This window comes from Enterobacter nematophilus (assembly GCF_026344075.1).
Taxonomy (GTDB): domain Bacteria; phylum Pseudomonadota; class Gammaproteobacteria; order Enterobacterales; family Enterobacteriaceae; genus Enterobacter; species Enterobacter nematophilus.
Genome location: NZ_JAPKNE010000003.1, coordinates 328,963 through 348,316 on the forward strand (window position 1 = coordinate 328,963; position 19,354 = coordinate 348,316).

The 19,354-nt window shown below is 56.9% G+C and carries 25 protein-coding genes; 8 read left to right on the forward strand and 17 right to left on the reverse strand.

What is annotated here, in order from left to right:
• Positions 1-197: 197 nt before the first annotated feature.
• Genes mltC through mutY form a run of 3 tightly spaced genes read right to left on the reverse strand, consistent with a single transcriptional unit; the run spans position 198 to position 2,681 of the window.
• Entirely contained in the window at positions 198-1,274 is a 1,077-nt protein-coding gene (gene mltC / locus OSH03_RS11270) for a membrane-bound lytic murein transglycosylase MltC (protein WP_061097099.1), read from the reverse strand.
• A 56-nt stretch (positions 1,275-1,330) separates the two neighbouring features.
• A complete protein-coding gene (locus OSH03_RS11275; protein WP_023309138.1) occupies positions 1,331-1,603 on the reverse strand; it encodes an oxidative damage protection protein in 273 nt (90 codons plus the stop codon).
• A 25-nt stretch (positions 1,604-1,628) separates the two neighbouring features.
• Entirely contained in the window at positions 1,629-2,681 is a 1,053-nt protein-coding gene (gene mutY, locus OSH03_RS11280; protein WP_266179075.1) for an A/G-specific adenine glycosylase, read from the reverse strand.
• 144 nt (positions 2,682-2,825) lie between these two features.
• Between mutY and trmB the strand changes: the two genes are divergently transcribed.
• Genes trmB through OSH03_RS11295 form a run of 3 tightly spaced genes read left to right on the forward strand, consistent with a single transcriptional unit; the run spans position 2,826 to position 4,645 of the window.
• Positions 2,826-3,545 carry a tRNA (guanosine(46)-N7)-methyltransferase TrmB gene (trmB, locus tag OSH03_RS11285; protein ID WP_266179076.1) on the forward strand — a complete coding sequence of 240 codons (720 nt, stop codon included), beginning with the start codon at positions 2,826-2,828 and terminating at the stop codon, positions 3,543-3,545.
• On the forward strand, positions 3,545-3,871 hold the full coding sequence (locus tag OSH03_RS11290; protein WP_151412639.1) for a YggL family protein: 327 nt from the start codon (positions 3,545-3,547) through the stop codon (positions 3,869-3,871). The genes trmB and OSH03_RS11290 overlap by 1 nt, the downstream gene beginning before the upstream one ends.
• Before the next feature lie 57 nt (positions 3,872-3,928).
• Entirely contained in the window at positions 3,929-4,645 is a 717-nt protein-coding gene (locus tag OSH03_RS11295) for a YggN family protein (protein WP_151412638.1), read from the forward strand.
• Between the two features lie 84 nt (positions 4,646-4,729).
• Here the strand turns inward: OSH03_RS11295 and OSH03_RS11300 are convergent, their stop codons facing one another.
• The 6 genes from OSH03_RS11300 to OSH03_RS11325 all read right to left on the reverse strand — a co-directional run bounded on the left by OSH03_RS11300 (position 4,730) and on the right by OSH03_RS11325 (position 8,446).
• A complete protein-coding gene (locus tag OSH03_RS11300; protein WP_151412637.1) occupies positions 4,730-5,068 on the reverse strand; it encodes an endonuclease domain-containing protein in 339 nt (112 codons plus the stop codon).
• A gap of 63 nt (positions 5,069-5,131) precedes the next feature.
• The gene (hemW, locus tag OSH03_RS11305; protein WP_266179077.1) at positions 5,132-6,274 is read right to left on the reverse strand and encodes a radical SAM family heme chaperone HemW; all 1,143 of its coding nucleotides are present in this window, start codon (positions 6,272-6,274) and stop codon (positions 5,132-5,134) included.
• Positions 6,267-6,860 (reverse strand): XTP/dITP diphosphatase, encoded by a 594-nt coding sequence (locus OSH03_RS11310; protein ID WP_266179078.1) that lies wholly within the window; start codon positions 6,858-6,860, stop codon positions 6,267-6,269. The genes hemW and OSH03_RS11310 overlap by 8 nt, the downstream gene beginning before the upstream one ends.
• Before the next feature lie 3 nt (positions 6,861-6,863).
• Positions 6,864-7,160, reverse strand: coding sequence for a DUF167 family protein YggU (gene yggU, locus OSH03_RS11315; protein WP_114979898.1), 297 nt, complete (start codon positions 7,158-7,160; stop codon positions 6,864-6,866).
• On the reverse strand, positions 7,157-7,723 hold the full coding sequence (locus OSH03_RS11320; protein ID WP_116341962.1) for a YggT family protein: 567 nt from the start codon (positions 7,721-7,723) through the stop codon (positions 7,157-7,159). The genes yggU and OSH03_RS11320 overlap by 4 nt, the downstream gene beginning before the upstream one ends.
• 21 nt (positions 7,724-7,744) lie before the next feature.
• A complete protein-coding gene (locus tag OSH03_RS11325; protein WP_266179079.1) occupies positions 7,745-8,446 on the reverse strand; it encodes a YggS family pyridoxal phosphate-dependent enzyme in 702 nt (233 codons plus the stop codon).
• A 17-nt stretch (positions 8,447-8,463) separates the two neighbouring features.
• Here OSH03_RS11325 and OSH03_RS11330 point away from each other — a divergent pair, with 17 nt between their 5' ends.
• Positions 8,464-9,444: a type IV pilus twitching motility protein PilT gene (locus OSH03_RS11330; protein ID WP_061097107.1), complete on the forward strand. Its 981-nt coding sequence runs from the start codon at positions 8,464-8,466 to the stop codon at positions 9,442-9,444.
• 10 nt (positions 9,445-9,454) lie between these two features.
• On the opposite strand, the gene ruvX is transcribed toward OSH03_RS11330, so the two are convergent.
• The 8 genes from ruvX to metK all read right to left on the reverse strand — a co-directional run bounded on the left by ruvX (position 9,455) and on the right by metK (position 16,524).
• Positions 9,455-9,871 (reverse strand): Holliday junction resolvase RuvX, encoded by a 417-nt coding sequence (gene ruvX / locus OSH03_RS11335; RefSeq protein WP_021242076.1) that lies wholly within the window; start codon positions 9,869-9,871, stop codon positions 9,455-9,457.
• Positions 9,871-10,431 carry a YqgE/AlgH family protein gene (locus OSH03_RS11340; RefSeq protein WP_028014368.1) on the reverse strand — a complete coding sequence of 187 codons (561 nt, stop codon included), beginning with the start codon at positions 10,429-10,431 and terminating at the stop codon, positions 9,871-9,873. The genes ruvX and OSH03_RS11340 overlap by 1 nt, the downstream gene beginning before the upstream one ends.
• A 74-nt stretch (positions 10,432-10,505) precedes the next feature.
• Positions 10,506-11,453, reverse strand: coding sequence for a glutathione synthase (gene gshB, locus OSH03_RS11345; RefSeq protein ID WP_266179080.1), 948 nt, complete (start codon positions 11,451-11,453; stop codon positions 10,506-10,508).
• 19 nt (positions 11,454-11,472) lie between these two features.
• Complete coding sequence (gene rsmE / locus OSH03_RS11350) at positions 11,473-12,204, reverse strand: 16S rRNA (uracil(1498)-N(3))-methyltransferase (RefSeq protein WP_266179081.1); 732 nt, start codon at positions 12,202-12,204, stop codon at positions 11,473-11,475.
• Positions 12,205-12,255: 51 nt separating this feature from the next.
• Positions 12,256-12,963, reverse strand: a complete 708-nt coding sequence (gene endA / locus OSH03_RS11355) for a deoxyribonuclease I (RefSeq protein WP_061097109.1) — start codon at positions 12,961-12,963, stop codon at positions 12,256-12,258.
• 94 nt (positions 12,964-13,057) lie between these two features.
• Positions 13,058-13,555 carry a SprT family zinc-dependent metalloprotease gene (locus OSH03_RS11360; protein ID WP_061097110.1) on the reverse strand — a complete coding sequence of 166 codons (498 nt, stop codon included), beginning with the start codon at positions 13,553-13,555 and terminating at the stop codon, positions 13,058-13,060.
• 58 nt (positions 13,556-13,613) lie between these two features.
• On the reverse strand, positions 13,614-15,011 hold the full coding sequence (gene galP, locus OSH03_RS11365) for a galactose/proton symporter (RefSeq protein ID WP_041908328.1): 1,398 nt from the start codon (positions 15,009-15,011) through the stop codon (positions 13,614-13,616).
• A 358-nt stretch (positions 15,012-15,369) separates the two neighbouring features.
• Positions 15,370-16,524, reverse strand: a complete 1,155-nt coding sequence (gene metK / locus OSH03_RS11370; protein WP_061097111.1) for a methionine adenosyltransferase — start codon at positions 16,522-16,524, stop codon at positions 15,370-15,372.
• Between the two features lie 138 nt (positions 16,525-16,662).
• Here metK and OSH03_RS11375 point away from each other — a divergent pair, with 138 nt between their 5' ends.
• From OSH03_RS11375 to speA, 4 genes are all read left to right on the forward strand, one after another.
• Positions 16,663-16,881, forward strand: a complete 219-nt coding sequence (locus OSH03_RS11375; RefSeq protein WP_266179082.1) for a hypothetical protein — start codon at positions 16,663-16,665, stop codon at positions 16,879-16,881.
• A 68-nt stretch (positions 16,882-16,949) separates the two neighbouring features.
• On the forward strand, positions 16,950-17,093 hold the full coding sequence (locus tag OSH03_RS22190; RefSeq protein WP_420909757.1) for a hypothetical protein: 144 nt from the start codon (positions 16,950-16,952) through the stop codon (positions 17,091-17,093).
• A gap of 94 nt (positions 17,094-17,187) precedes the next feature.
• Positions 17,188-17,319 carry an acid stress response protein YqgB gene (gene yqgB, locus OSH03_RS11380; protein ID WP_127312443.1) on the forward strand — a complete coding sequence of 44 codons (132 nt, stop codon included), beginning with the start codon at positions 17,188-17,190 and terminating at the stop codon, positions 17,317-17,319.
• 8 nt (positions 17,320-17,327) lie between these two features.
• Positions 17,328-19,304, forward strand: a complete 1,977-nt coding sequence (gene speA, locus OSH03_RS11385; protein WP_253543270.1) for a biosynthetic arginine decarboxylase — start codon at positions 17,328-17,330, stop codon at positions 19,302-19,304.
• The last annotated feature ends 50 nt before the right edge of the window (positions 19,305-19,354 follow it).

Consider the following 19,354-nt stretch of genomic DNA (forward strand, 5'->3'; position numbering starts at 1 on the left):
CGGGAGATATGTTGTTTTGGGAACATTCAGGGTTGTTATTTGATGCAATTCTATCAGTTGGCAACGATATGTTTTGTTACCTCCCGCAAAAAAATGCAATCCACATTAATTTGCAGTTTGGATTGTGATGCAAATAACATTTTCGTATGGGTGGGGAAAAGCAGAACACCTTCTCCTTGCAGGAGAAGGTGTGTTGATTATCGACGACGATAGTTCTTCTGCGCCGTATTCACCTTGTACAGATAGCGGCGGGATTCCGCAGACGGGTGGCGGGTGGTGAGGGTTGAGTAGACATCCCCCGGCGCCATGCTGTTAATGATGTTCGCGGCCTGCACTTTGTCATTCGAGAACACGCGCAGCACGCTGCCCGCGCCGCCGTTGTAGGCGGTGATTACCGCGTAGCGGCGTGAGGTCGGGTTATCAATTCCGCCAAGATAGACATTGTTCAGCATCGCCAGATAGGCCGTGCCGGTATCAATGTTGCTTTGCGGGTCGAACAGGTAGCTGCGGCTCGGCGTGCCGGATTTGCCCTGCGAGCGGAAGACGTCTTTACCGGCGCTGTGCTGGACAACCTGCATCAGCCCCAGCGCGTCAGAACGGCTGACCGCGTATGGGTTGAACGACGATTCGGTCTGCATAATCGCCAGGATCAGCGACTCATCCACGCCGTACTTGCGCGAGGCCTGACGCACCATGCCGAGGTACTTGTGCGCACGCTTGTCGAGGTGGTTCGGCACGAGATTAATGGTGACGCTGTAGATAATCTTCAGGCCGTTAGAGCGGCTTTTCAGGCGCGTCTGCAGCAGGTAGTCGGCAAATTTCGTGGCGCGGCCTTCCCAGCGGATCGGCTGTCCGGTCTGGTCAACTACCTGACCGTACAGGAACGGCTCTTTTGAGATGGTGATGTCGTCCGCATCGGAGTAGAGATCGATAGATCCCGGATCGTCACCCATCAACAGGGTTTTGACGATCGCCTGACGCAGCCGTGCCGCAGGGTCGGTGCCTGCGATGGTTTCAATGGTGATCGTACCCTCATCAAAGTTGATGTGGCTACGGGTCAGATAGGCGTCGGTGTACTTAACGTAGTCCTTCGGTCCGGCAATAAGAACTTCGTTAAATCCCCATATGTTTTCGATGTTATGGGCAAACTGCCCCATCAAAATGTCAAAACCGTTGGTGTCCTTGACCCAGGCTTCGTTGTATTCATCGCCTTTTTTGGACGAACACGAGACCAGCAACGGCGCAACAAGGGCTAGCGCTAAAAGTTTTTTCATCATTCCGGGAGTGCGTGTTGTGTTTGCTTTAACGGCGGGGTTTCACCCGCACGCTGTTATTTTTCCGGCGGCGTATAGCCTTCGATGTGTACGTCTTTGCCTTCGAACAGGAAGCTCACCATCTCCTGCTCCAGCAGCTTGCGGTGCTCCGGGTTCATCATGCTGAGCTTTTTCTCGTTGATCAGCATGGTCTGCTTTTTCTGCCACTGTCCCCAGGCTTCTTTGGAGATCTCGTTGTAGATGCGCTTACCCAGATCCCCTGGATAAAGCTGGAAATCCTGGCCCTCAGCGTCGCGCTGCAGGAAAGTACAAAAAATGGTTCTGGCCATACGTATTCCTCTTTTTTAGCCGATGCTAAACCATTGCACCGGCACGTAATTGCTGTAACAGGCGCTCCACGGGAGCCGCCAGCCCGACTGATGGCGGTTGCGCTAAGTTATACCAGAGAGCGGTGCCTTCATCCATGCAGGAGGTGAATGAGGACACGGGAAGCCACATAGGCACAATATCCAGATGGAAATGGCTGAAAGTATGGCGGAACGCGTTCAGCTGCGTCAGGGTATCTGCCGCAATGCCGCGCTGTTTAAGCCATTCACGCAGCAAATCTTCATCTTCAAACTGTGGGAAGCAGTATAGACCACCCCACAGGCCGCTTGGCGGACGCTGGGCGAGGAACACCTCGTTGCCGTGCTGCATCAGCAGCATATAGCCGGTGCGCTCCGGCAGCGTCTGTTTGGGTTTTTTACCTGGATACTGCGCCCATGAATGGTTGGCGTAGGCCACGCAGAGGTTATTCACCGGGCAGAGTTCGCACTTTGGTTTTGAGCGCGTGCAGACCATTGCGCCAAGATCCATCATCGCCTGGTTGAAACGCTCGACGCCTTTCGCCGGAGTGACCGCTTCGCCGATCTCCCACAGCCGTTTTTCTACGTCCTTCTTCCCCGGCCAGCCGTCGACGGCATAGCAGCGCGCGAGCACGCGCTTCACGTTGCCGTCGAGGATCGGGAAATGTTTGCCCAAAGACAGGGAGAGAATGGCGCCTGCGGTTGAACGCCCGACGCCGGGTAAGTCCGCCACCTCGTCGAAGGTTTCCGGGAATTTACCGTTATGGCGCGTCGCGACCTGCTGTGCGGCCTTGTGCAGGTTACGCGCGCGGGCGTAATAGCCAAGACCGGTCCACAGGTGCAGGACCTCGTCCAGCGGGGCGTTGGCCAGATCGGTCACCGTCGGGAAGCGCGCCATAAAACGCTCGAAGTAAGGGATCACCGTGGCGACCTGCGTTTGTTGCAACATCACCTCGGAGAGCCATACTTTGTACGGCGTTTTTTCAATTTGCCAGGGCAGGGTTTTACGCCCGTATTTGTCGTACCAGTCCAGCACCTGGGCTGAAAATTGAGAGGCTTGCATGGTCATCGATTCGCATAATCAGGGACGCAGATTGCAGCACAGCGTCAATCTGCTGTAAACCGGATCTTTCCCATGCTTGCATAGAAGCCTTAACTTTGGATAATGCCCGTTTCCCGAACACTCTCACAAGCAGACAACTCTTTTATGAAAAACGACGTCATTTCACCGGAATTTGATGAAAACGGCCGCCCGCTGCGCCGTATTCGCAGCTTTGTCCGTCGTCAGGGCCGCCTGACAAAAGGGCAGCAACATGCGCTGAACAACTACTGGCCGGTGATGGGCGTTGAGTTTAGCGAGCAGCCACTCGACTTTACTGAGCTGTTTGGTCGCGACGCGCCCGTCACGCTGGAGATCGGCTTTGGTATGGGCACATCGCTGGTGACCATGGCGAAGGCGCGTCCTGAGCAGAACTTCCTCGGCATTGAAGTACACTCGCCGGGCGTGGGCGCCTGTCTCGCAACCGCCCATGAAGAGGGCGTTGAGAACCTGCGCGTGATGTGTCACGACGCGGTGGAAGTGCTGCACAAAATGATTCCTGACAATTCTTTGAACATGGTTCAGCTCTTTTTCCCTGACCCGTGGCACAAAGCGCGTCATAATAAACGCCGTATCGTTCAGGCACCGTTTGCCGAGCTGGTGAAAAGTAAGCTTAAACTGGGCGGCGTCTTCCACATGGCGACCGACTGGGAACCTTATGCGGAACACATGCTGGAAGTGATGTCGTCGCTGGATGGTTATAAAAATCAGTCCGAGAGCAACGACTACGTACCGCGTCCGGAATCGCGTCCGGTAACGAAATTTGAACAGCGTGGCCATCGTCTTGGTCACGGCGTATGGGACTTAATGTTCGAGAGGGTGAAATAATGGCAAAGAATCGTAGCCGTCGTCTGCGTAAAAAGATGCACATCGAAGAATTCCAGGAAGTGGGCTTCTCCGTTGCCTGGCGTTTCCCGGAAGGCACCAGTGTAGAACAGATCGATCGGGACGTGGATGCGTTCATCAACGAGGTAATCGAGCCGAACAAGCTGGCCTTCGACGGTAGCGGCTACCTCGCGTGGGAAGGTCTGATCTGCACCCAGGAAGTGGGCAAATGCACCGAAGAACATCAGGCGCTGGTTCGCAAATGGCTTGAAGAGCACAAGCTGGAAGATGTCCGCATCAGCGAACTTTTCGACGTTTGGTGGGACTAATAAAGCAGTAAGCGGGCCAGCATTAGCTGGCCCATTTTGTCTGAGGGAGTGTTTAAGATGCGCAAAACGTTGCTGGCTGTTGCTTTGATGGCAACCGGATTCACCGCCCATGCGGATTATCAATGTAGCGTCACCCCGCGCGATGACGTGGTGTTAAGCCCGCAAACCGTGCAGGTCAAAGGCGAGAACGGCAATCTGGTGATTACGCCGGAAGGGAACGTCACCTTTAACGGCAAACAGTACACCCTGACTGCCGCACAGCGTGAGCAGGCGAAAGATTATCAGGCCGATTTGCGTACCGCGCTGCCATGGATTAACGAAGGCGCCCTGACGCGCGTCGAAAAGAGCCGCGTCGCGCTGGACAAAATCATCACTAAAGAGGTGGGGGAGAGCAGCAACATGCGCTCCCGCCTGACCAGGCTCGACAAGCAGCTCAAAGAGCAGATGAACCGCATTATCGAGACGCGCTCCGACGGCATGACGTTCCACTACAAGGCGATCGATCAGGTTCGCGCTGACGGCCAGCAGCTGGTGAACCAGGCGATGGGCGGCATCCTGCAGGACAGCATCAACGAGATGGGCGCCAAAGCCGTGCTGAAAGGCGGCGGTAACCCGCTACAGGGCGTGCTGGGCAGCCTGGGCGGCCTGCAGACCTCGATTCAGAACGAGTGGAAGAACCAGGAAGATGATTTCCAGCAGTTCGGCAAAGACGTGTGTAAACGCGTGGTGTCGCTGGAAGATAGCCGGAAGGCGCTGGTGGGGACGTTGAAGTAGCCCTCTGCGCGCTGGGCCCCCCTCACCCCGGCCCTCTCCCCAAGGGAGAGGGAGTAACCAGTTCCCTCTCCCTGTGGGAGAGGGTTAGGGTGAGGGCATCAGGCATTGCAATCTTTGCAGAATTTCCATCAGCATCTCCTCCTCATTAGTCCTGAACTCATGATTCCAGAACCGTACGACTTCCCAGCCGTTCGCATTTAAAAACTCGGTGCGACGAGAGTCATAGGCCTCTTTATCCTGATGTTGCCCCCCGTCCAGCTCAACAATCAGCTTCGCTTTAAAGCAGGCAAAATCCACGATGTACGGTCCAACCGGCATCTGTCGGCGAAACTTATACCCAAAGAAGCGGCGACCTCTGAGCAGATACCAGAGGCGTAATTCTTCGGGTGTCATTTGTTTGCGGAGTTGTTTTGATTTTTCCATCCCCACACTCTGCCAGCCTTTCCCTCAGCCGGCAGAACGGGATGCAAAATCCTGAATCAGGCTTCAGGAATCTTCGGCGAGGAACAGCTCAAGAAGGGAGTTTAAGAACAGCTTGCCGTGCTCGGTGATCTGCCAGTACTCATCACACTCGGTCAGATACCCCTGCGCCAGCGCCTCGTCAATCTGCGGGCGAATCACCGACTCCGCCAGCCCGGTGTACAGCGCAAACTCCTTGCGCGGTGCGGCTTCCAGAAGGCGGAAGCGGTTCATAAAGAACTCAAACGGCTTATCCGCCGCCTCAACGTCGTGCTGACGCTCCAGGTAGCGGCCTTCCATATACCCGCGCGGGTGGCGGGTTTTGGCGGTGCGCAGAATGCGTCCGTCCGGGAAGGTCACCTTGCCGTGCGCGCCGCAGCCAATGCCCAGATAGTCGCCAAAGCGCCAGTAGTTCAGGTTGTGCTGACACTGGTAGCCCGGCTTTGCGTACGCGGACGTTTCATACTGCTGATACCCGGCAGCGGTCAACAGCCTGTGGCCCTGCTCGAAGATATCCCACAGCGCATCGTCATCCGGCAGCACCGGCGGGCGGGAGCCGAACAGGGTGTTGGGTTCGATGGTGAGCTGATACCACGACAGGTGCGGCGGGTTCAGTTCAATTGCCTGGCGCAGGTCGTCCAGCGCCTCTTCGAGCGACTGATCCGGCAGGCCATGCATCAAATCAAGGTTAAAGCTGCGCAGGCCAAGCCCCGTTGCGAGGTTGGCCGCTCGCTTCGCCTCTTCCGGTCCGTGAATACGTCCCAGACGCTTCAGCTTCGGCTCGCTAAAGCTCTGCACGCCGATGGAGATGCGGTTCACGCCCGCGCGCTGATACTCAACAAAACGGTCGGCCTCAACGGTGCCGGGGTTGGCTTCCATTGTAATTTCGGCATCCGCCGCCAGGTTCAGGCGCGCGCGCACGCCGTCAAGCAGCGTCTGCATTGCCGGGCCTGACAGCAGGCTCGGCGTACCGCCACCAATGAAAATGGTCTTAACTTCACGTCCCTGTGCGTAAGGTACATCGGCATCCAGGTCGGCCAGCAGATGCGCGACGTAGTCATCGTGCGGCACTTCGCCCTTCAGCGCGTGCGAGTTGAAATCGCAGTACGGGCATTTCTGCACGCACCACGGGATGTGAATATAAAGACTCAGAGGCGGCAAATTAGCCATTACGCAGTGCTTCCAGTAACAGTTTCAGCGCGCGTCCACGGTGGGAAATCGCGCTTTTCTCTTCGCGGGTCAGTTCCGCAGCGGTTTTGCCCTCGGTCGGGACAAAGAAGATCGGGTCGTAGCCAAAGCCGCCGCTGCCAGCCGCTTCACGGGTAATCACGCCCGGCCAGCTGCCGTGGCAGACGACAGGCGTTGGGTCCTCCGCGTGGCGCATATAGACCAGCACGCAGTGGAACTGCGCGGTGCGCTGTTCGTCCGGCACGTCTTTCAGGGCCACAAGCAGCTTTTCCAGATTCTGCTGGTCGGTGGCGTCCACGCCGGAATAGCGCGCGGAGTAAATTCCCGGCGCGCCGCCGAGGAAATCGACGGCCAGACCGGAGTCGTCGGCAATCGCGGGCAGGCCGGTTACCTGCGCCGCATGGCGCGCTTTCAGGATGGCGTTTTCGATAAACGTCAGCCCCGTCTCTTCGGCGGACTCCACGCCCAGCTCGGTCTGAGCCACCACGTCCAGCCCAAAATCATTTAACAGCGAGGCCAGCTCGCGCACTTTACCGGCGTTACCGGTCGCGAGAACAACTTTTTGCATGGTTTAGTCCTGTTCTGTCAGAGCCGCGACTTCCGTCGGGATAGATTGCGGATTAAGGATTTTTACCTGTTTATGCCGCCCAAGTTCACCTTTTTCAATGATGACCTGGCTTTTGGCGACGCGAAACTGTTTTGCCAGATATTTGGTCAGATGCGCGTTCGCCTGGCCATCGACCGGCGGGGCGGTGATGGCGACCTTTAGCTCGTCGCCATGCAGCCCAACAATACAGTCACGGCTGGCTTTTGGCTGAATATACAGCCGTAAAACCAGCCCGTCGGCGCAGGTGCTTACGGCACTCATAGCGCCATCCACAGCCCCGGCAGCAGCATATCGCCCGTAGACTGGAGCAGCTCGGCGATCCCCATGTTGATTACATAGAGCAGCAGAACCAGAATCATCGGGGAGAAGTCGATGCCGCCCATGGACGGAAGCAGGTTCCGGATCGGACGCAGCAGCGGCTCGGCCAGCTGAATTAAGGCGTACTCCACCGGGCTACGGCCCTGGCTCACCCAGCTCATGATCGCCATAACCAGCAGCACCCAGAAGATCAGCAAACCGACGGTTTTGATCAGAATCAGGACGGCGGCAATCCAGATAATCGGCTGGAAGGTGATGACCATAAACAGCACGATGGCTTTGATCACGCTCAGAATAAACGCCACCAGCAGCGAAGCGCTGTCGATGGGGCCCATGGCCGGGATAATACGGCGCAGCGGTCCGACAACAGGTTGCGTGATTTTCACGACAAACTGGGAGAACGGATTGTAAAAGTCACAGCGGGCCCACTGCATCCAGACGCGCAGCAAAAGCGCCATCGTGTACAGCTCAATGACCGTTGAGAGCAGGAAAGTCAACGTCTTCATGGCGTTCCTCAGGTTTCCTTATTATTTGGTGTAGTCGCGCGCACCGAAAATGGCTGTGCCGATGCGCACCATAGTGCTGCCTGCCGCGATGGCGGCTTCCATATCATCCGACATGCCCAGTGAAAGCGTGTCTACCGTTTCATAGCGCGTTTTAAGCGCCTCAAATGCTACAGCCATTTGCTGTGCCACGGCAAACTGCCTTTCATAACTTGACTCAGGTGCCGGGATTGCCATCAGCCCGCGCAGGGTTAAGCGCGGCAGGGCGGCCACCTCTGCGGCCAGCGCATCCAGCTCGCTCAGCGCAATGCCGGACTTGCTGTTTTCATCGCTGATGTTGATTTGAATCAGCACGTTAAGCGCGGGCATCTCTGCCGGGCGCTGGTCATTCAGACGGGAAGCAATACGCAGACGGTCAACGGTATGGCACCAGTCGAAGTGCTCTGCCACCAGACGGCTTTTGTTCGACTGCAGCGGTCCAATAAAGTGCCATTGCAGGTTGGTTTTACCCTGTTCCCGGAAATAGCGAATTTTATCCACGCCTTCCTGCACGTAGTTTTCGCCAAACGCCCGGTGACCTGCAGCAATGGCTTCTGCGATGGCGCTCGCAGGCTTGGTTTTACTGACTGCAAGTAGCGTAATTTCTTCTGAAGCACGGCCGCAACGCGTTGCAGCGGCTGAGATTTTGTTCCGGACCTGTGCCAGGTTATGCGCAATGTCGTTCATTTTCCGAGGAGTAGTCTATGGATGTGGAAGAAATTGTGGCCCTTAGTGTAAAGCATAACGTCTCCGATCTACACCTGTGCAGTGATTCACCACCCCGCTGGCGCAGATTAGGCCGCCTTGAGCCGGCGCCGTTTCCGCCGCCCGATGTCGGGGCGTTATTGAAAGCGTGGCTCAACGACGAGCAGCAGGGAGCCTGGTGGGCAAGCGGGCAGGTCGATTTTGCCGTGACCGTCGCAGGAGACCAGCGTCTGCGCGGCAGTGCGTTTAAGCAGATGAAGGGCATCTCCGTTACCCTGCGGCTGTTGCCGCGCACCTGTCCGCAGCTCTCGTCGCTGGGCGTGCCGCGAGCCATTCCCGAACTGTTGTCCAGCGACAACGGGTTGATTCTGGTTACGGGCGCGACCGGCAGCGGCAAATCCACCACGCTGGCCGCAATGGTCGATTTTCTCAACCGCCATACTGACGGCCATATCCTCACCCTCGAAGATCCGGTGGAGTTTATGTACCAGAGTGAACGTTGCCTGATTCAGCAGCGGGAGATAGGCCAGCATAGCCCGTCATTTGCAGAGGCGCTGCGCAGTGCCTTACGCGAGGACCCGGACGTTATTTTGCTGGGCGAGCTGCGCGACAGCGAAACGATCCGCCTGGCGCTGACGGCGGCGGAGACCGGGCATCTGGTGCTGGCGACGCTGCATACGCGCGGGGCAGCACAGGCGATTGAACGGCTGGTCGATACGTTCCCGGCGCAGGAGAAAGATCCGGTGCGTAACCAGCTGGCCGGCAGCCTGCGGGCGGTGCTGGCGCAAAAGCTGCTCCCCGATCTTCAGGGCGGGCGCGTCGCGCTGTATGAGCTGCTGGTAAACACCGCGGCGGCGGCGAATCTGATTCGTGAGGGGAAGACGTGGCAGCTGCCCGGCATCATTCAAACCGGTCAGCAGGCGGGAATGCAGAACTTTGACCAGAGCCTGGCGGAGAGGCGGGCGCAGGGGCGGCTGTAGGCCCCTGCGTTTAAAAGCCCTGTTCGAAATAGCTTTCGAGGATGATGACGGCTGAGGCGGAGTCCACGCTGCCCTTGTTGAGCGCCCGAAAGCCGCCGTGCTCAAACAGGCCTGCACGCGCTTCGACGGTGCTGAGACGCTCGTCGTGAAGCTTCACGGAGACGCCAAAGCGGCCATGGATTTTATTGGCGAACTTACGCGCCCGGGCGGTCAGCGGCTGTTCCGTGCCGTCCATGTTCAGCGGCAGCCCAACGATGACGTCATCCGGCTGCCACTCTTTGAGCAAGCGCTCGATAAGGTTCCAGTCTGGCGTGCCGTCGTTGGCCTTCAGGGCCGTGAGCGGACGCGCGGTACCGGTGATGCGCTGACCCACGGCGACGCCGATGCTTTTAGTGCCAAAATCGAAGGCCAGCAGTGTTCCGCTCATCAGGCGTGCCCCGCTACGCCAGGCATCGTCAGGATATCGATGCCAATCAGCTTTGCCGCGTCACGCCAGCGATCGGCAATCGGGGTTTTAAACAGAATATTCATGTCCGCAGGCGCGGTAAGCCAGGCGTTATCGAGGATCTCTTGCTCAAGCTGGCCTTTCTCCCACGACGAATAGCCCAGCGCCACCAGCACTTCGGAAGGCTGCTCGGCGGTGCCCAGCGTTTCAAGCACGTCGCGCGAGGTGGTGATCACGGTGTTGTCGGAGATGCGAATGCTGGAAGAGAATACCGGCGGGGTATGGAGGATAAAGCCGCGATCTTCGGCAAGAGGACCACCCAGCATCACCGGTTTATCAAGCCGAATTTCCGGCAGGCGCGCTTCAGCCGAGATTTTCAGCTTGTCCAGAATCCCTTCAACCTGCAGGTTTTCCAGCGGTTTGTTGATGATAATACCCATCGCGCCGTCTTCATTGTATTCACAAATATAAACCACGGCGCGGCGAAAAATCGGATCCTGGAGAGCAGGCATGGCAATAAGAAAGTGATGCTGTAAATTCATTGTCAGAGGTACTGTTTCCTGGTTTAAAAAGCGACAGCGCCCAGTATGGGGATAAACACAGGCGCTGTCACAGGTTATTTCTGTAAACGTTTTTCTATGGCGTTCATCAGCATTCCGGTGATCGAGATCGGGAACTCCGCCTCAATTTCGCGAATGCAGGTTGGGCTGGTGACGTTCACTTCAGTCAGGCGATCGCCGATGATATCCAGGCCAACGAAGATCAGGCCTTTGGCTTTCAGCGTAGGTCCAACGCGGCGGGCAATTTCCCAGTCGCTTTCGGTCAGCGGACGGGGTTCACCACGACCGCCGGCCGCCAGGTTACCGCGCGTTTCACCACCCTGCGGGATACGCGCCAGGCAGTAAGGCACCGGCTCACCGTCCACGACCAGCACGCGCTTATCGCCATCTTTAATGGCTGGCAGATAGTTCTGCGCCATGCAGTAGCGGGTGCCCAGCTCGGTCAGCGTTTCGGCAATCACGCCGATGTTCGGGTCGCCCTCTTTCACGCGGAAAATAGACGCGCCGCCCATGCCGTCCAGCGGCTTCATGATGATGTCGCCATGCTTCTGCCAGAACTCCTTCAGCTGCGCTTTGCTGCGGGTCACCAGCGTTTCCGGCGTCAGGTCAGAGAACCAGGCGGTGTAAAGCTTCTCGTTGCAGTCGCGCAGGCTCTGCGGCTTGTTGACGATCAGCGTCCCTTTCTCTTCGGCACGCTCAAGGATGTAGGTGCTATAGATATATTCGGTGTCGAACGGCGGGTCTTTACGCATCAGGATAACGTTGAGGTCGGCCAGGGCAATGTCCTGCTCGGTGCCGAATTCGTACCATTTGTCGTAGTTCTGCTCGACGTTAACGATGCGGGTGCACGCGCGGGCTTCACCGTTGATCAGATAAAGATCGTTCATCTCCATATAATGGAGTTCATAGCCGCGACGCTGCGCTTCCAGCAGCATAGCGAAGCTGGAATCTTTCTTGATGTTAATGTTTGCGATGGGATCCATCACGATGCCGAGCTTTATCATGTTCTTCTCCGTTAATACTTCAACCCAGATCGCCAAACCGCACCTGTAGCGCGGTTATGGCCGTGAGTGCCGTTGTCTCAGTGCGCAGAACGCGAGGTCCCAACAGAATATCAGTAAACTGGTAGCGCGCCGTCATCGCAATTTCGTCCGCCGACAGGCCGCCTTCGGGGCCAATCAGCAGGCGTACGCGCTCGACGGGCAGCGGCAGCGTATTGATGCTGGCGCTGGCGCGCGGATGAAGATTGAGCTTCAGCCCGCTATCCTCTTCCGCACACCAGTCCTCCAGATCCATCGCCGGGCGGATCTCCGGAATACGGTTGCGGCCGCTCTGTTCGCAGGCAGCAATGGCGATTTTCTGCCACTGCTGGATCTTTTTGTTCAGACGTTCAGCATCCAGTTTAACGCCACAGCGCTCGGAAAAAAGTGGCGTAATGAGGCTTACACCCAGCTCAATGGATTTTTGAATAGTGAACTCCATCTTTTCCCCGCGCGACATCACCTGCCCAAGGTGGATGTGCAGCGGCGATTCACGGTCGTCCACTTCGCCGCGCAGCACATTAACATGCACGCTTTTTTTATCCGCCCGCGTGATTTCCGCGTCGAAAACCTGATTAGAGCCGTCGAACAGCTGTATTGCCTGGCCAGCTCCCATGCGCAGCACGCGGCCAACGTGGTTAGCTGCGTCGTCAGACAGGGCGATCTCACGGCCTGTGGTAATCAGTTCAGGGTGGTAAATGCGGGGAATGCGCATAGTCAAAAATTCCATATGTCATGCGGTATAAGCGAATTGCCGTAGTGTAGGTTAGCTCTTTTGCGCCTGGCAAGCCCGCTGGACGTACGGGTTATGATTCCCCTGGACTCTGGCAATGCGTTCGTCGCGCTGGCACTCCCATTCCGTCACCGGATACTGCTTATCCCAGGCATTGAACAGCTGCGTCTGCTGGCGCGAAAGGTTGAGGTCATAACGGTCACGCATGTAGAAGTAGGTGCGGGCGATGCTGCCTCGCGCGCGGGCAGGGGGCTCGGCGACTTTCTCCTTAAAATCCACCTTCATGCCGCACTGGCCGTACTGGCCTTCGCCACCGTTCCACTGGCTGTACATGAAATTGCCGCGGTCGCCGTTCACTTCACCAACCGCAGGCTGCAGGTTGTGCATATCGCTTTCCATCTGGCGATATACCGGATCTTTGGCGCAGTTTTTACGTCCGCCGTCCTGCCAGCACTGGCGCTGGTGGCCAAACTGCCAGGCCGGAACGACATGCTCCCATTCGATGCGGCTGGCGCGGTTTTCGTTTTTACGCACCTTATAGCCGCAGGATTCGAGGTCAACGACCCCTTTTTTGCCCTGCCAGTTAATTTTGCAGCCGCAGTAGAAATCGCCCGGCACATCGGCGTTCACCTTCACGCCTGCTGCCTTGGCCTGGGAAAAACTGTTGATACCGTCGGCCAGGGCCTGGCCGGAAAGCGCCGTCGTCAGAAAAGCGACCGCGAGAGAGAAATTACGGGACATCTTACACTCCGTGTCAAAACGAGCCCGCAACGTAACGAATGTTGTTCCCGTATGCAATCAGTGAGATCAGGAAAGTTCCTGAAAGTTCAGGATATTACTCGGCGACCAGCGGTTCGCCGCATTTGACGCAGCGGTAGGTTGCCTCGCCGCGCACCACGCGGTTATGGCGGCGGACGGTAAGCTGGTGCTGCTGGCACCGGCAGCGGTAGGGGAAGGTATTGCGGCGCACCGATTCCAGCTCGAACTGATGGGTGCGGCGCGCCGGAACGCCGAGCACCGCCTCCATCATCCACTTCCACTCTTTTCCGTGCGGCGCGACGCGGCCAAAGTGCTTCCACACCAGCAGATGCGCCAGCTCGTGCGGCACCACTTCTTCAATAAACGCCTGCTGGTTTTCCATCATCAGCACCGGATTAAGGCGGATCTCGTATGATTCCAGCCAGGCGGTGCCGGCCGCGGTGCCGCGCTGCTGATAGACCAGCTTCGGTTCAGGGTAGTTGCGGCCGAGCTTCAGGTTGGCCTGGGCGAGTTTTTCCCGCAGGCTGCGCATAACGGCTTGCTGAATGGCAATGGGGAGACGGGGAGCTTTCATAGGGGCAGAGCATAAAGCGGGAAGCGGGGAGGCGCAAGAGGCGCCTCCCGCAAGAGGATTAGTCGTGTGCGCCGATTTCGCGCAGCGGACGACCTTTCATCAGGTTACGTTCAATGTGTTCCAGTGAAACGTGTTTGGTTTCTGGAACCAGCCAGACGGTCAGCACAATAAAGAAGATATTCAGACCGGCGTAGACCCAGAAGGTGTTGGCATTGCCCAGGGTGTTGAGCATGGTCAGGAACGTTGCGCCGACGATCATGTTGGCAATCCAGTTGGTTGCGGTAGAGCAGGTGATACCAAAATCACGCCCTTTCAGCGGCTGGATCTCAGAGCACAGTACCCAAATCAGCGGGCCGGCGCTCATCGCAAACCCGACGATAAACATCAGCAGCATGCCCACCGCGAAGTACTGGGCGGTTGGGGAGTGGATGCCCACATGCATCATCGTACCGAGAACGCCCATACCCGTCGCCATCACCAGGAAGCCCAGCGTCAGGGTTGGCTTACGTCCCCAGCGGTCCACCAGGCCGATGGCGATAAAGGTCGCCAGCACGTTGGTCAGGCCCACGATAACGGTGCCCCACATCTGCTCGGTGGTGTTGGTGTAGCCCGCCAGCTCAAAGATTTTTGGCGCGTAGTACATGATGACGTTCATCCCCGTGAACTGCTGCATCACCTGCAGCAGCACGCCGAGGAACACCGCCCGACGGAAGTTGCTGTTCTCTTTAAACAGCGCCCAGCCGGACTGCTTTACCTTCAGGCTTTCGCGGATCTCTTCCAGCTCGTTTTTCGCCTCGGCGCTGGTATCGCGCAGGCGAAGCAGCACGCGTTCGGCATCAACGAAGCGGCGCTTTGCGGCAAACCAGCGCGGGCTGTCCGGCAGGAAGAAGACGCCAATCAGCAGGAGAATGGCCGGGATAATGATCACGCCGAGCATCCAGCGCCATGCGCCGCTGTAGCTGAACGCGGTATCGGACAGGTAAGCGCCGAGAATACCGATGGTGATCATCAGCTGGTACATTGAAATCATGCTGCCGCGGATTTTCTCCGGTGCAATTTCAGAGAGGTACAGCGGAGCGGTATAAGACGCCACGCCCACCGCAAGGCCCAGCAGCACGCGGGAGAGGATCAGCACTTCAACGTTAGGGGCGGCAGCGGAGAAGAGGGAACCGGCGACGAAGAGGATCGCACCGATCATCAGGCTCTTTTTGCGTCCGAGCTTGAAGGAGAGCCAGCCGCTGCCGACGGCCCCAACGGCCGCACCGAACATCATGGAGCTGACCACCCATTCCTGGGTGTGCGCGTTAATCTGGAATTCGTCTGCGATGAAGGGAAGAGCGCCGGCAATGACGCCGATATCCAGGCCAAAGAGTAATCCTGCCAGGGCGGCGAGGAAGCAGACGAAGAAAGTCATCGCCTTGTTGGACGTACGCCCCTGTTTTTTATTGTCAGGCATTATGCCCTCCAGTTGGGTTATCAGTTTTATTGATGTTAAGGGTAGGTGAGCGACCCATAAAAATATGTGAGATTAATCACAATGGTGTAATCGGTTACACTAGCGTATAACCGTAAAAAATATTAAAGCTTTGAAAATATAGAGGTAAACGAGGTGATGTGCATCGCGTTTGTCTGAATTTCAGACTTAACTGAAAGGAAATGTAACAGCAGAAGAAAGGCGATCATGCAAAGAGAATATTCTGAAAGCGGGATATATCCGGTGCGGTGTAATCGCTTCCAGTTGTGCGGCTTTTTGGCCGCCACCCGGCACAAAAAAGGCCAGCACAAAGGCTGGCCTGTTTAGCGCGGTCAGTCGATTACTTCAGACCGGCAGCCTCACGCAGCAGGGCGGCTTTGTCGGTTTTTTCCCATGGGAAATGTTCACGACCAAAGTGACCGTATGCAGCGGTTTCCTGGTAGATTGGGTGCAGCAGATCCAGCATCTGAATCAGGCCGTATGGACGCAGGTCGAAGAACTCGCGCACCAGCAGGGTCAGCTGTTCTGAAGGCACTTTCTCGGTACCGAAGGTTTCCACCATGATGGAGGTTGGCTCAGCCACGCCGATAGCGTAGGAAACCTGGATCTCACAGCGGTCGGCCAGGCCGGCAGCAACGATGTTTTTCGCCACATAACGTGCAGCGTACGCGGCAGAACGGTCAACTTTAGACGGATCTTTACCGGAGAACGCGCCGCCACCGTGACGCGCCATGCCGCCGTAGGTATCAACGATGATTTTACGACCGGTCAGGCCGCAGTCGCCCATTGGGCCGCCGATAACGAAGCGTCCGGTTGGGTTGATGAAGAATTTGGTCGCAGAGCTCAGCCATTCGGTCGGCAGAACCGGCTTGATGATCTCTTCCATCACTGCTTCCTGCAGGGATTTCTGATCGATATCTTCGGCATGCTGGGTAGAGAGCACCACCGCATCAATACCGACGATTTTACCGTCGTCGTACTGGAAGGTGACCTGGCTTTTCGCATCCGGGCGCAGCCACGGCAGGGTGCCGTTTTTACGCACTTCAGCCTGACGCTGCACCAGACGGTGTGCGTAGGTCACAGGCGCTGGCATCAGCACGTCGGTTTCGTTGGTTGCATAACCGAACATCAGGCCCTGGTCGCCCGCGCCCTGTTCCAGCGGATCGGCACGGTCAACGCCCTGGTTAATGTCTGGAGACTGTTTGCCAATCGCGCTCAGCACCGCGCAGGAGTTGGCATCAAAGCCCATATCAGAATGCACATAACCGATCTCACGCACCGTGTTACGGGTGATCTCTTCGATATCAACCCATGCGCTGGTGGTGATCTCACCGCCAACCAGAACCATGCCGGTTTTGACATAGGTTTCGCACGCTACGCGCGCTTTAGGATCCTGCGCCAGGATCGCATCCAGCACCGCATCGGAGATTTGGTCAGCAATTTTATCAGGATGTCCTTCTGATACGGACTCGGACGTAAACAGGTGTTTTGCCATGTTTTATTTCACCTAAGAGGAATTTGGTTAGCTCAAGCTGCTGTGTGGAATAGCCAAAGGAGATAATTCTACCAAGGCCTGCAGGTTTTTGACACTGGCAGTATGAGTGTTAATCAGTATAGATGGATTAACATCTGGATGGCTATTTTAGGTCACTTCTTCGCCCGATTTCCAGTTTTTTTTGATTCATCTCTCACTGCGTTGAAATGGCTGCTGGAAATTTTTCCTGACGCTGCTGGCAACGCGCGCATTTTTGTTTTGCTTTTTAGCCCCCTTCTCGGTATAAAACGCGGCGCGCGGCTCATACAAAAAAAGCGCTCGATGAACTCATCGTGTCGCCACTTCCAGCCGGGTTGAGCAGTGAACTTTTAGCTTTGGCTTGGGGTCCGTTTCAGCAGAGGCGGCCGTGGAGGTGATACGAGATAATGAACCATCGTTTTCCGCTAACTCAGCGCTGCCGTTCTGGCGCGCCATTGATTCCCGCAACCCGCATTTCTAGTCTGCAAACCTGCCGATGTTATACCCATCTCGGCGCTTCTCAGGATTCAAGGGCCGGTTACGCTCTGTGAAAACTGAACAAGGGCGCTCTTGTTAATACAAGAGTTTTCTCGTGGTTTCGCCGAACCTTGTCATACAGAGTTCGGATACGTGTTTTACAATGATATGAATAAGAAACCGGTCGCACGGTCTGGATTTCAGCATACTCTGCTGGGAAACGGAGCCGTTTATGGGTTGTTATCGCCGTATAACGCTGCGATAGTAGTCAACTGTTTTACACTTAATACAAAGAGTTGAGGTTCGCTATGTCTGACGACATGTCTTCTTTTTCGCCTTCGTCAGCGGGCGAACAGGGTGTACTACGTTCTATGCAGGAGGTTGCGATGAGCTCCCAGGAAGCCAGCAAGATGCTGCGCACTTACAATATTGCCTGGTGGGGCAATAACTACTACGACGTCAATGAACTGGGCCATATCAGCGTCTGCCCGGATCCGGACGTCCCTGAAGCGCGCGTGGACCTCGCCAAGCTGGTGAAAGCCCGCGAAGCACAGGGCCAGCGTTTGCCTGCACTGTTCTGCTTCCCGCAGATCCTGCAACATCGCCTGCGTTCTATTAACGCCGCGTTCAAGCGCGCGCGTGAATCCTACGGCTATAAAGGCGACTACTTCCTGGTTTACCCGATCAAGGTGAACCAGCACCGCCGCGTGATTGAATCCCTGATCCACTCCGGCGAACCGCTGGGGCTGGAAGCGGGCTCCAAAGCGGAGCTGATGGCGGTCCTGGCCCATGCGGGCATGACCCGCTCGGTGATCGTTTGTAACGGCTATAAAGACCGCGAATACATTCGTCTGGCGCTGATTGGCGAGAAGATGGGCCACAAGGTCTATCTGGTTATCGAGAAGATGACCGAAATTGCCATCGTGCTGGAAGAGGCCGAGCGTCTGAACGTCATCCCGCGCCTTGGGGTGCGTGCGCGTCTGGCGTCGCAGGGTTCCGGTAAATGGCAGTCCTCCGGCGGGGAAAAATCCAAGTTCGGCCTCGCGGCAAACCAGGTGCTGCAGCTGGTGGAGATTTTGCGCGAGCGCGGTCGTCTGGACAGCATTCAGCTGCTGCACTTCCACCTCGGCTCGCAGATGGCGAATATTCGCGACATCGCCACCGGCGTGCGTGAATCCGCGCGTTTCTACGTTGAGCTGCACAAGCTTGGCGTGAATATTCAGTGCTTCGACGTGGGCGGCGGCCTGGGCGTGGACTACGAAGGGACCCGCTCGCAGTCCGACTGCTCGGTGAACTACGGCCTGAACGAGTACGCCAACAATATCATCTGGGCGATTGGCGATGCCTGCGAAGAGCACGGCCTGCCGCACCCGACGGTGATTACCGAATCTGGCCGCGCGGTTACCGCTCACCATACGGTGCTGGTGTCTAACATCATTGGCGTTGAGCGTAGCGAAATCAGCGAAGCGACGCCTCCGCAAGATGATGCCCCTCGCTCCCTGCAAAGCATGTGGGAAACCTGGCAGGAGATGCACGAGCCGGGCACGCGCCGTTCCCTGCGCGAGTGGCTGCACGACAGCCAGATGGATCTGCACGATATTCACGTCGGCTACTCGTCAGGCACCTTCAGCCTGCAGGAGCGCGCGTGGGCGGAGCAGCTCTATCTGAACATGTGCCATGAGGTGCAGAAGCAGCTCGATCCGAGCAACCGCGCGCACCGTCCGATTATCGACGAGCTGCAGGAGCGTATGGCGGATAAGATTTACGTCAACTTCTCGCTGTTCCAGTCTATGCCGGATGCCTGGGGTATCGATCAGCTGTTCCCGGTTCTGCCGCTGGAAGGGCTGAACCACGCGCCTGAACGTCGTGCCGTGCTGCTGGACATCACCTGTGACTCCGACGGCGCCATCGACCACTACGTTGACGGCGACGGTATCGCCACCACCATGCCAATGCCGGAGTACGACCCGGAGAACCCGCCAATGCTGGGCTTCTTTATGGTCGGGGCGTATCAGGAGATCCTCGGCAACATGCATAACCTGTTCGGCGATACCGAAGCGGTTGACGTGTTCGTGTTCCCTGACGGCAGCGTGGAAGTGGAGCTGTCTGACGAAGGGGACACCGTGGCGGACATGCTGGAATACGTGCAGCTGGATCCGAAAACGCTGCTCACCCAGTTCCGCGATCAGGTGAAAAACACCGGTCTGGACGATGCGCTGCAGCAGCAGTTCCTGGAAGAGTTCGAAGCGGGTCTGTACGGATATACCTATCTGGAAGATGAATAATCCCTGGAATGGCCGCTAAAAAAAGGGTCTGACGAAAGTCAGACCCTTTT

What these genes read in the sequence shown, in the direction of transcription:
- mltC (WP_061097099.1), bottom strand. Translation starts at nt 1,274, where the DNA reads ATGAAAAAACTTTTAGCGCTAGCCCTTGTTGCGCCGTTGCTGGTCTCG.
- OSH03_RS11275 (WP_023309138.1), bottom strand. Translation starts at nt 1,603, where the DNA reads ATGGCCAGAACCATTTTTTGTACTTTCCTGCAGCGCGACGCTGAGGGC.
- mutY (WP_266179075.1), bottom strand. Translation starts at nt 2,681, where the DNA reads ATGCAAGCCTCTCAATTTTCAGCCCAGGTGCTGGACTGGTACGACAAA.
- trmB (WP_266179076.1), top strand. Translation starts at nt 2,826, where the DNA reads ATGAAAAACGACGTCATTTCACCGGAATTTGATGAAAACGGCCGCCCG.
- OSH03_RS11290 (WP_151412639.1), top strand. Translation starts at nt 3,545, where the DNA reads ATGGCAAAGAATCGTAGCCGTCGTCTGCGTAAAAAGATGCACATCGAA.
- OSH03_RS11295 (WP_151412638.1), top strand. Translation starts at nt 3,929, where the DNA reads ATGCGCAAAACGTTGCTGGCTGTTGCTTTGATGGCAACCGGATTCACC.
- OSH03_RS11300 (WP_151412637.1), bottom strand. Translation starts at nt 5,068, where the DNA reads ATGGAAAAATCAAAACAACTCCGCAAACAAATGACACCCGAAGAATTA.
- hemW (WP_266179077.1), bottom strand. Translation starts at nt 6,274, where the DNA reads ATGGCTAATTTGCCGCCTCTGAGTCTTTATATTCACATCCCGTGGTGC.
- OSH03_RS11310 (WP_266179078.1), bottom strand. Translation starts at nt 6,860, where the DNA reads ATGCAAAAAGTTGTTCTCGCGACCGGTAACGCCGGTAAAGTGCGCGAG.
- yggU (WP_114979898.1), bottom strand. Translation starts at nt 7,160, where the DNA reads ATGAGTGCCGTAAGCACCTGCGCCGACGGGCTGGTTTTACGGCTGTAT.
- OSH03_RS11320 (WP_116341962.1), bottom strand. Translation starts at nt 7,723, where the DNA reads ATGAAGACGTTGACTTTCCTGCTCTCAACGGTCATTGAGCTGTACACG.
- OSH03_RS11325 (WP_266179079.1), bottom strand. Translation starts at nt 8,446, where the DNA reads ATGAACGACATTGCGCATAACCTGGCACAGGTCCGGAACAAAATCTCA.
- OSH03_RS11330 (WP_061097107.1), top strand. Translation starts at nt 8,464, where the DNA reads ATGGATGTGGAAGAAATTGTGGCCCTTAGTGTAAAGCATAACGTCTCC.
- ruvX (WP_021242076.1), bottom strand. Translation starts at nt 9,871, where the DNA reads ATGAGCGGAACACTGCTGGCCTTCGATTTTGGCACTAAAAGCATCGGC.
- OSH03_RS11340 (WP_028014368.1), bottom strand. Translation starts at nt 10,431, where the DNA reads ATGAATTTACAGCATCACTTTCTTATTGCCATGCCTGCTCTCCAGGAT.
- gshB (WP_266179080.1), bottom strand. Translation starts at nt 11,453, where the DNA reads ATGATAAAGCTCGGCATCGTGATGGATCCCATCGCAAACATTAACATC.
- rsmE (WP_266179081.1), bottom strand. Translation starts at nt 12,204, where the DNA reads ATGCGCATTCCCCGCATTTACCACCCTGAACTGATTACCACAGGCCGT.
- endA (WP_061097109.1), bottom strand. Translation starts at nt 12,963, where the DNA reads ATGTCCCGTAATTTCTCTCTCGCGGTCGCTTTTCTGACGACGGCGCTT.
- OSH03_RS11360 (WP_061097110.1), bottom strand. Translation starts at nt 13,555, where the DNA reads ATGAAAGCTCCCCGTCTCCCCATTGCCATTCAGCAAGCCGTTATGCGC.
- galP (WP_041908328.1), bottom strand. Translation starts at nt 15,011, where the DNA reads ATGCCTGACAATAAAAAACAGGGGCGTACGTCCAACAAGGCGATGACT.
- metK (WP_061097111.1), bottom strand. Translation starts at nt 16,524, where the DNA reads ATGGCAAAACACCTGTTTACGTCCGAGTCCGTATCAGAAGGACATCCT.
- OSH03_RS11375 (WP_266179082.1), top strand. Translation starts at nt 16,663, where the DNA reads ATGGCTATTTTAGGTCACTTCTTCGCCCGATTTCCAGTTTTTTTTGAT.
- OSH03_RS22190 (WP_420909757.1), top strand. Translation starts at nt 16,950, where the DNA reads ATGAACCATCGTTTTCCGCTAACTCAGCGCTGCCGTTCTGGCGCGCCA.
- yqgB (WP_127312443.1), top strand. Translation starts at nt 17,188, where the DNA reads ATGAATAAGAAACCGGTCGCACGGTCTGGATTTCAGCATACTCTGCTG.
- speA (WP_253543270.1), top strand. Translation starts at nt 17,328, where the DNA reads ATGTCTGACGACATGTCTTCTTTTTCGCCTTCGTCAGCGGGCGAACAG.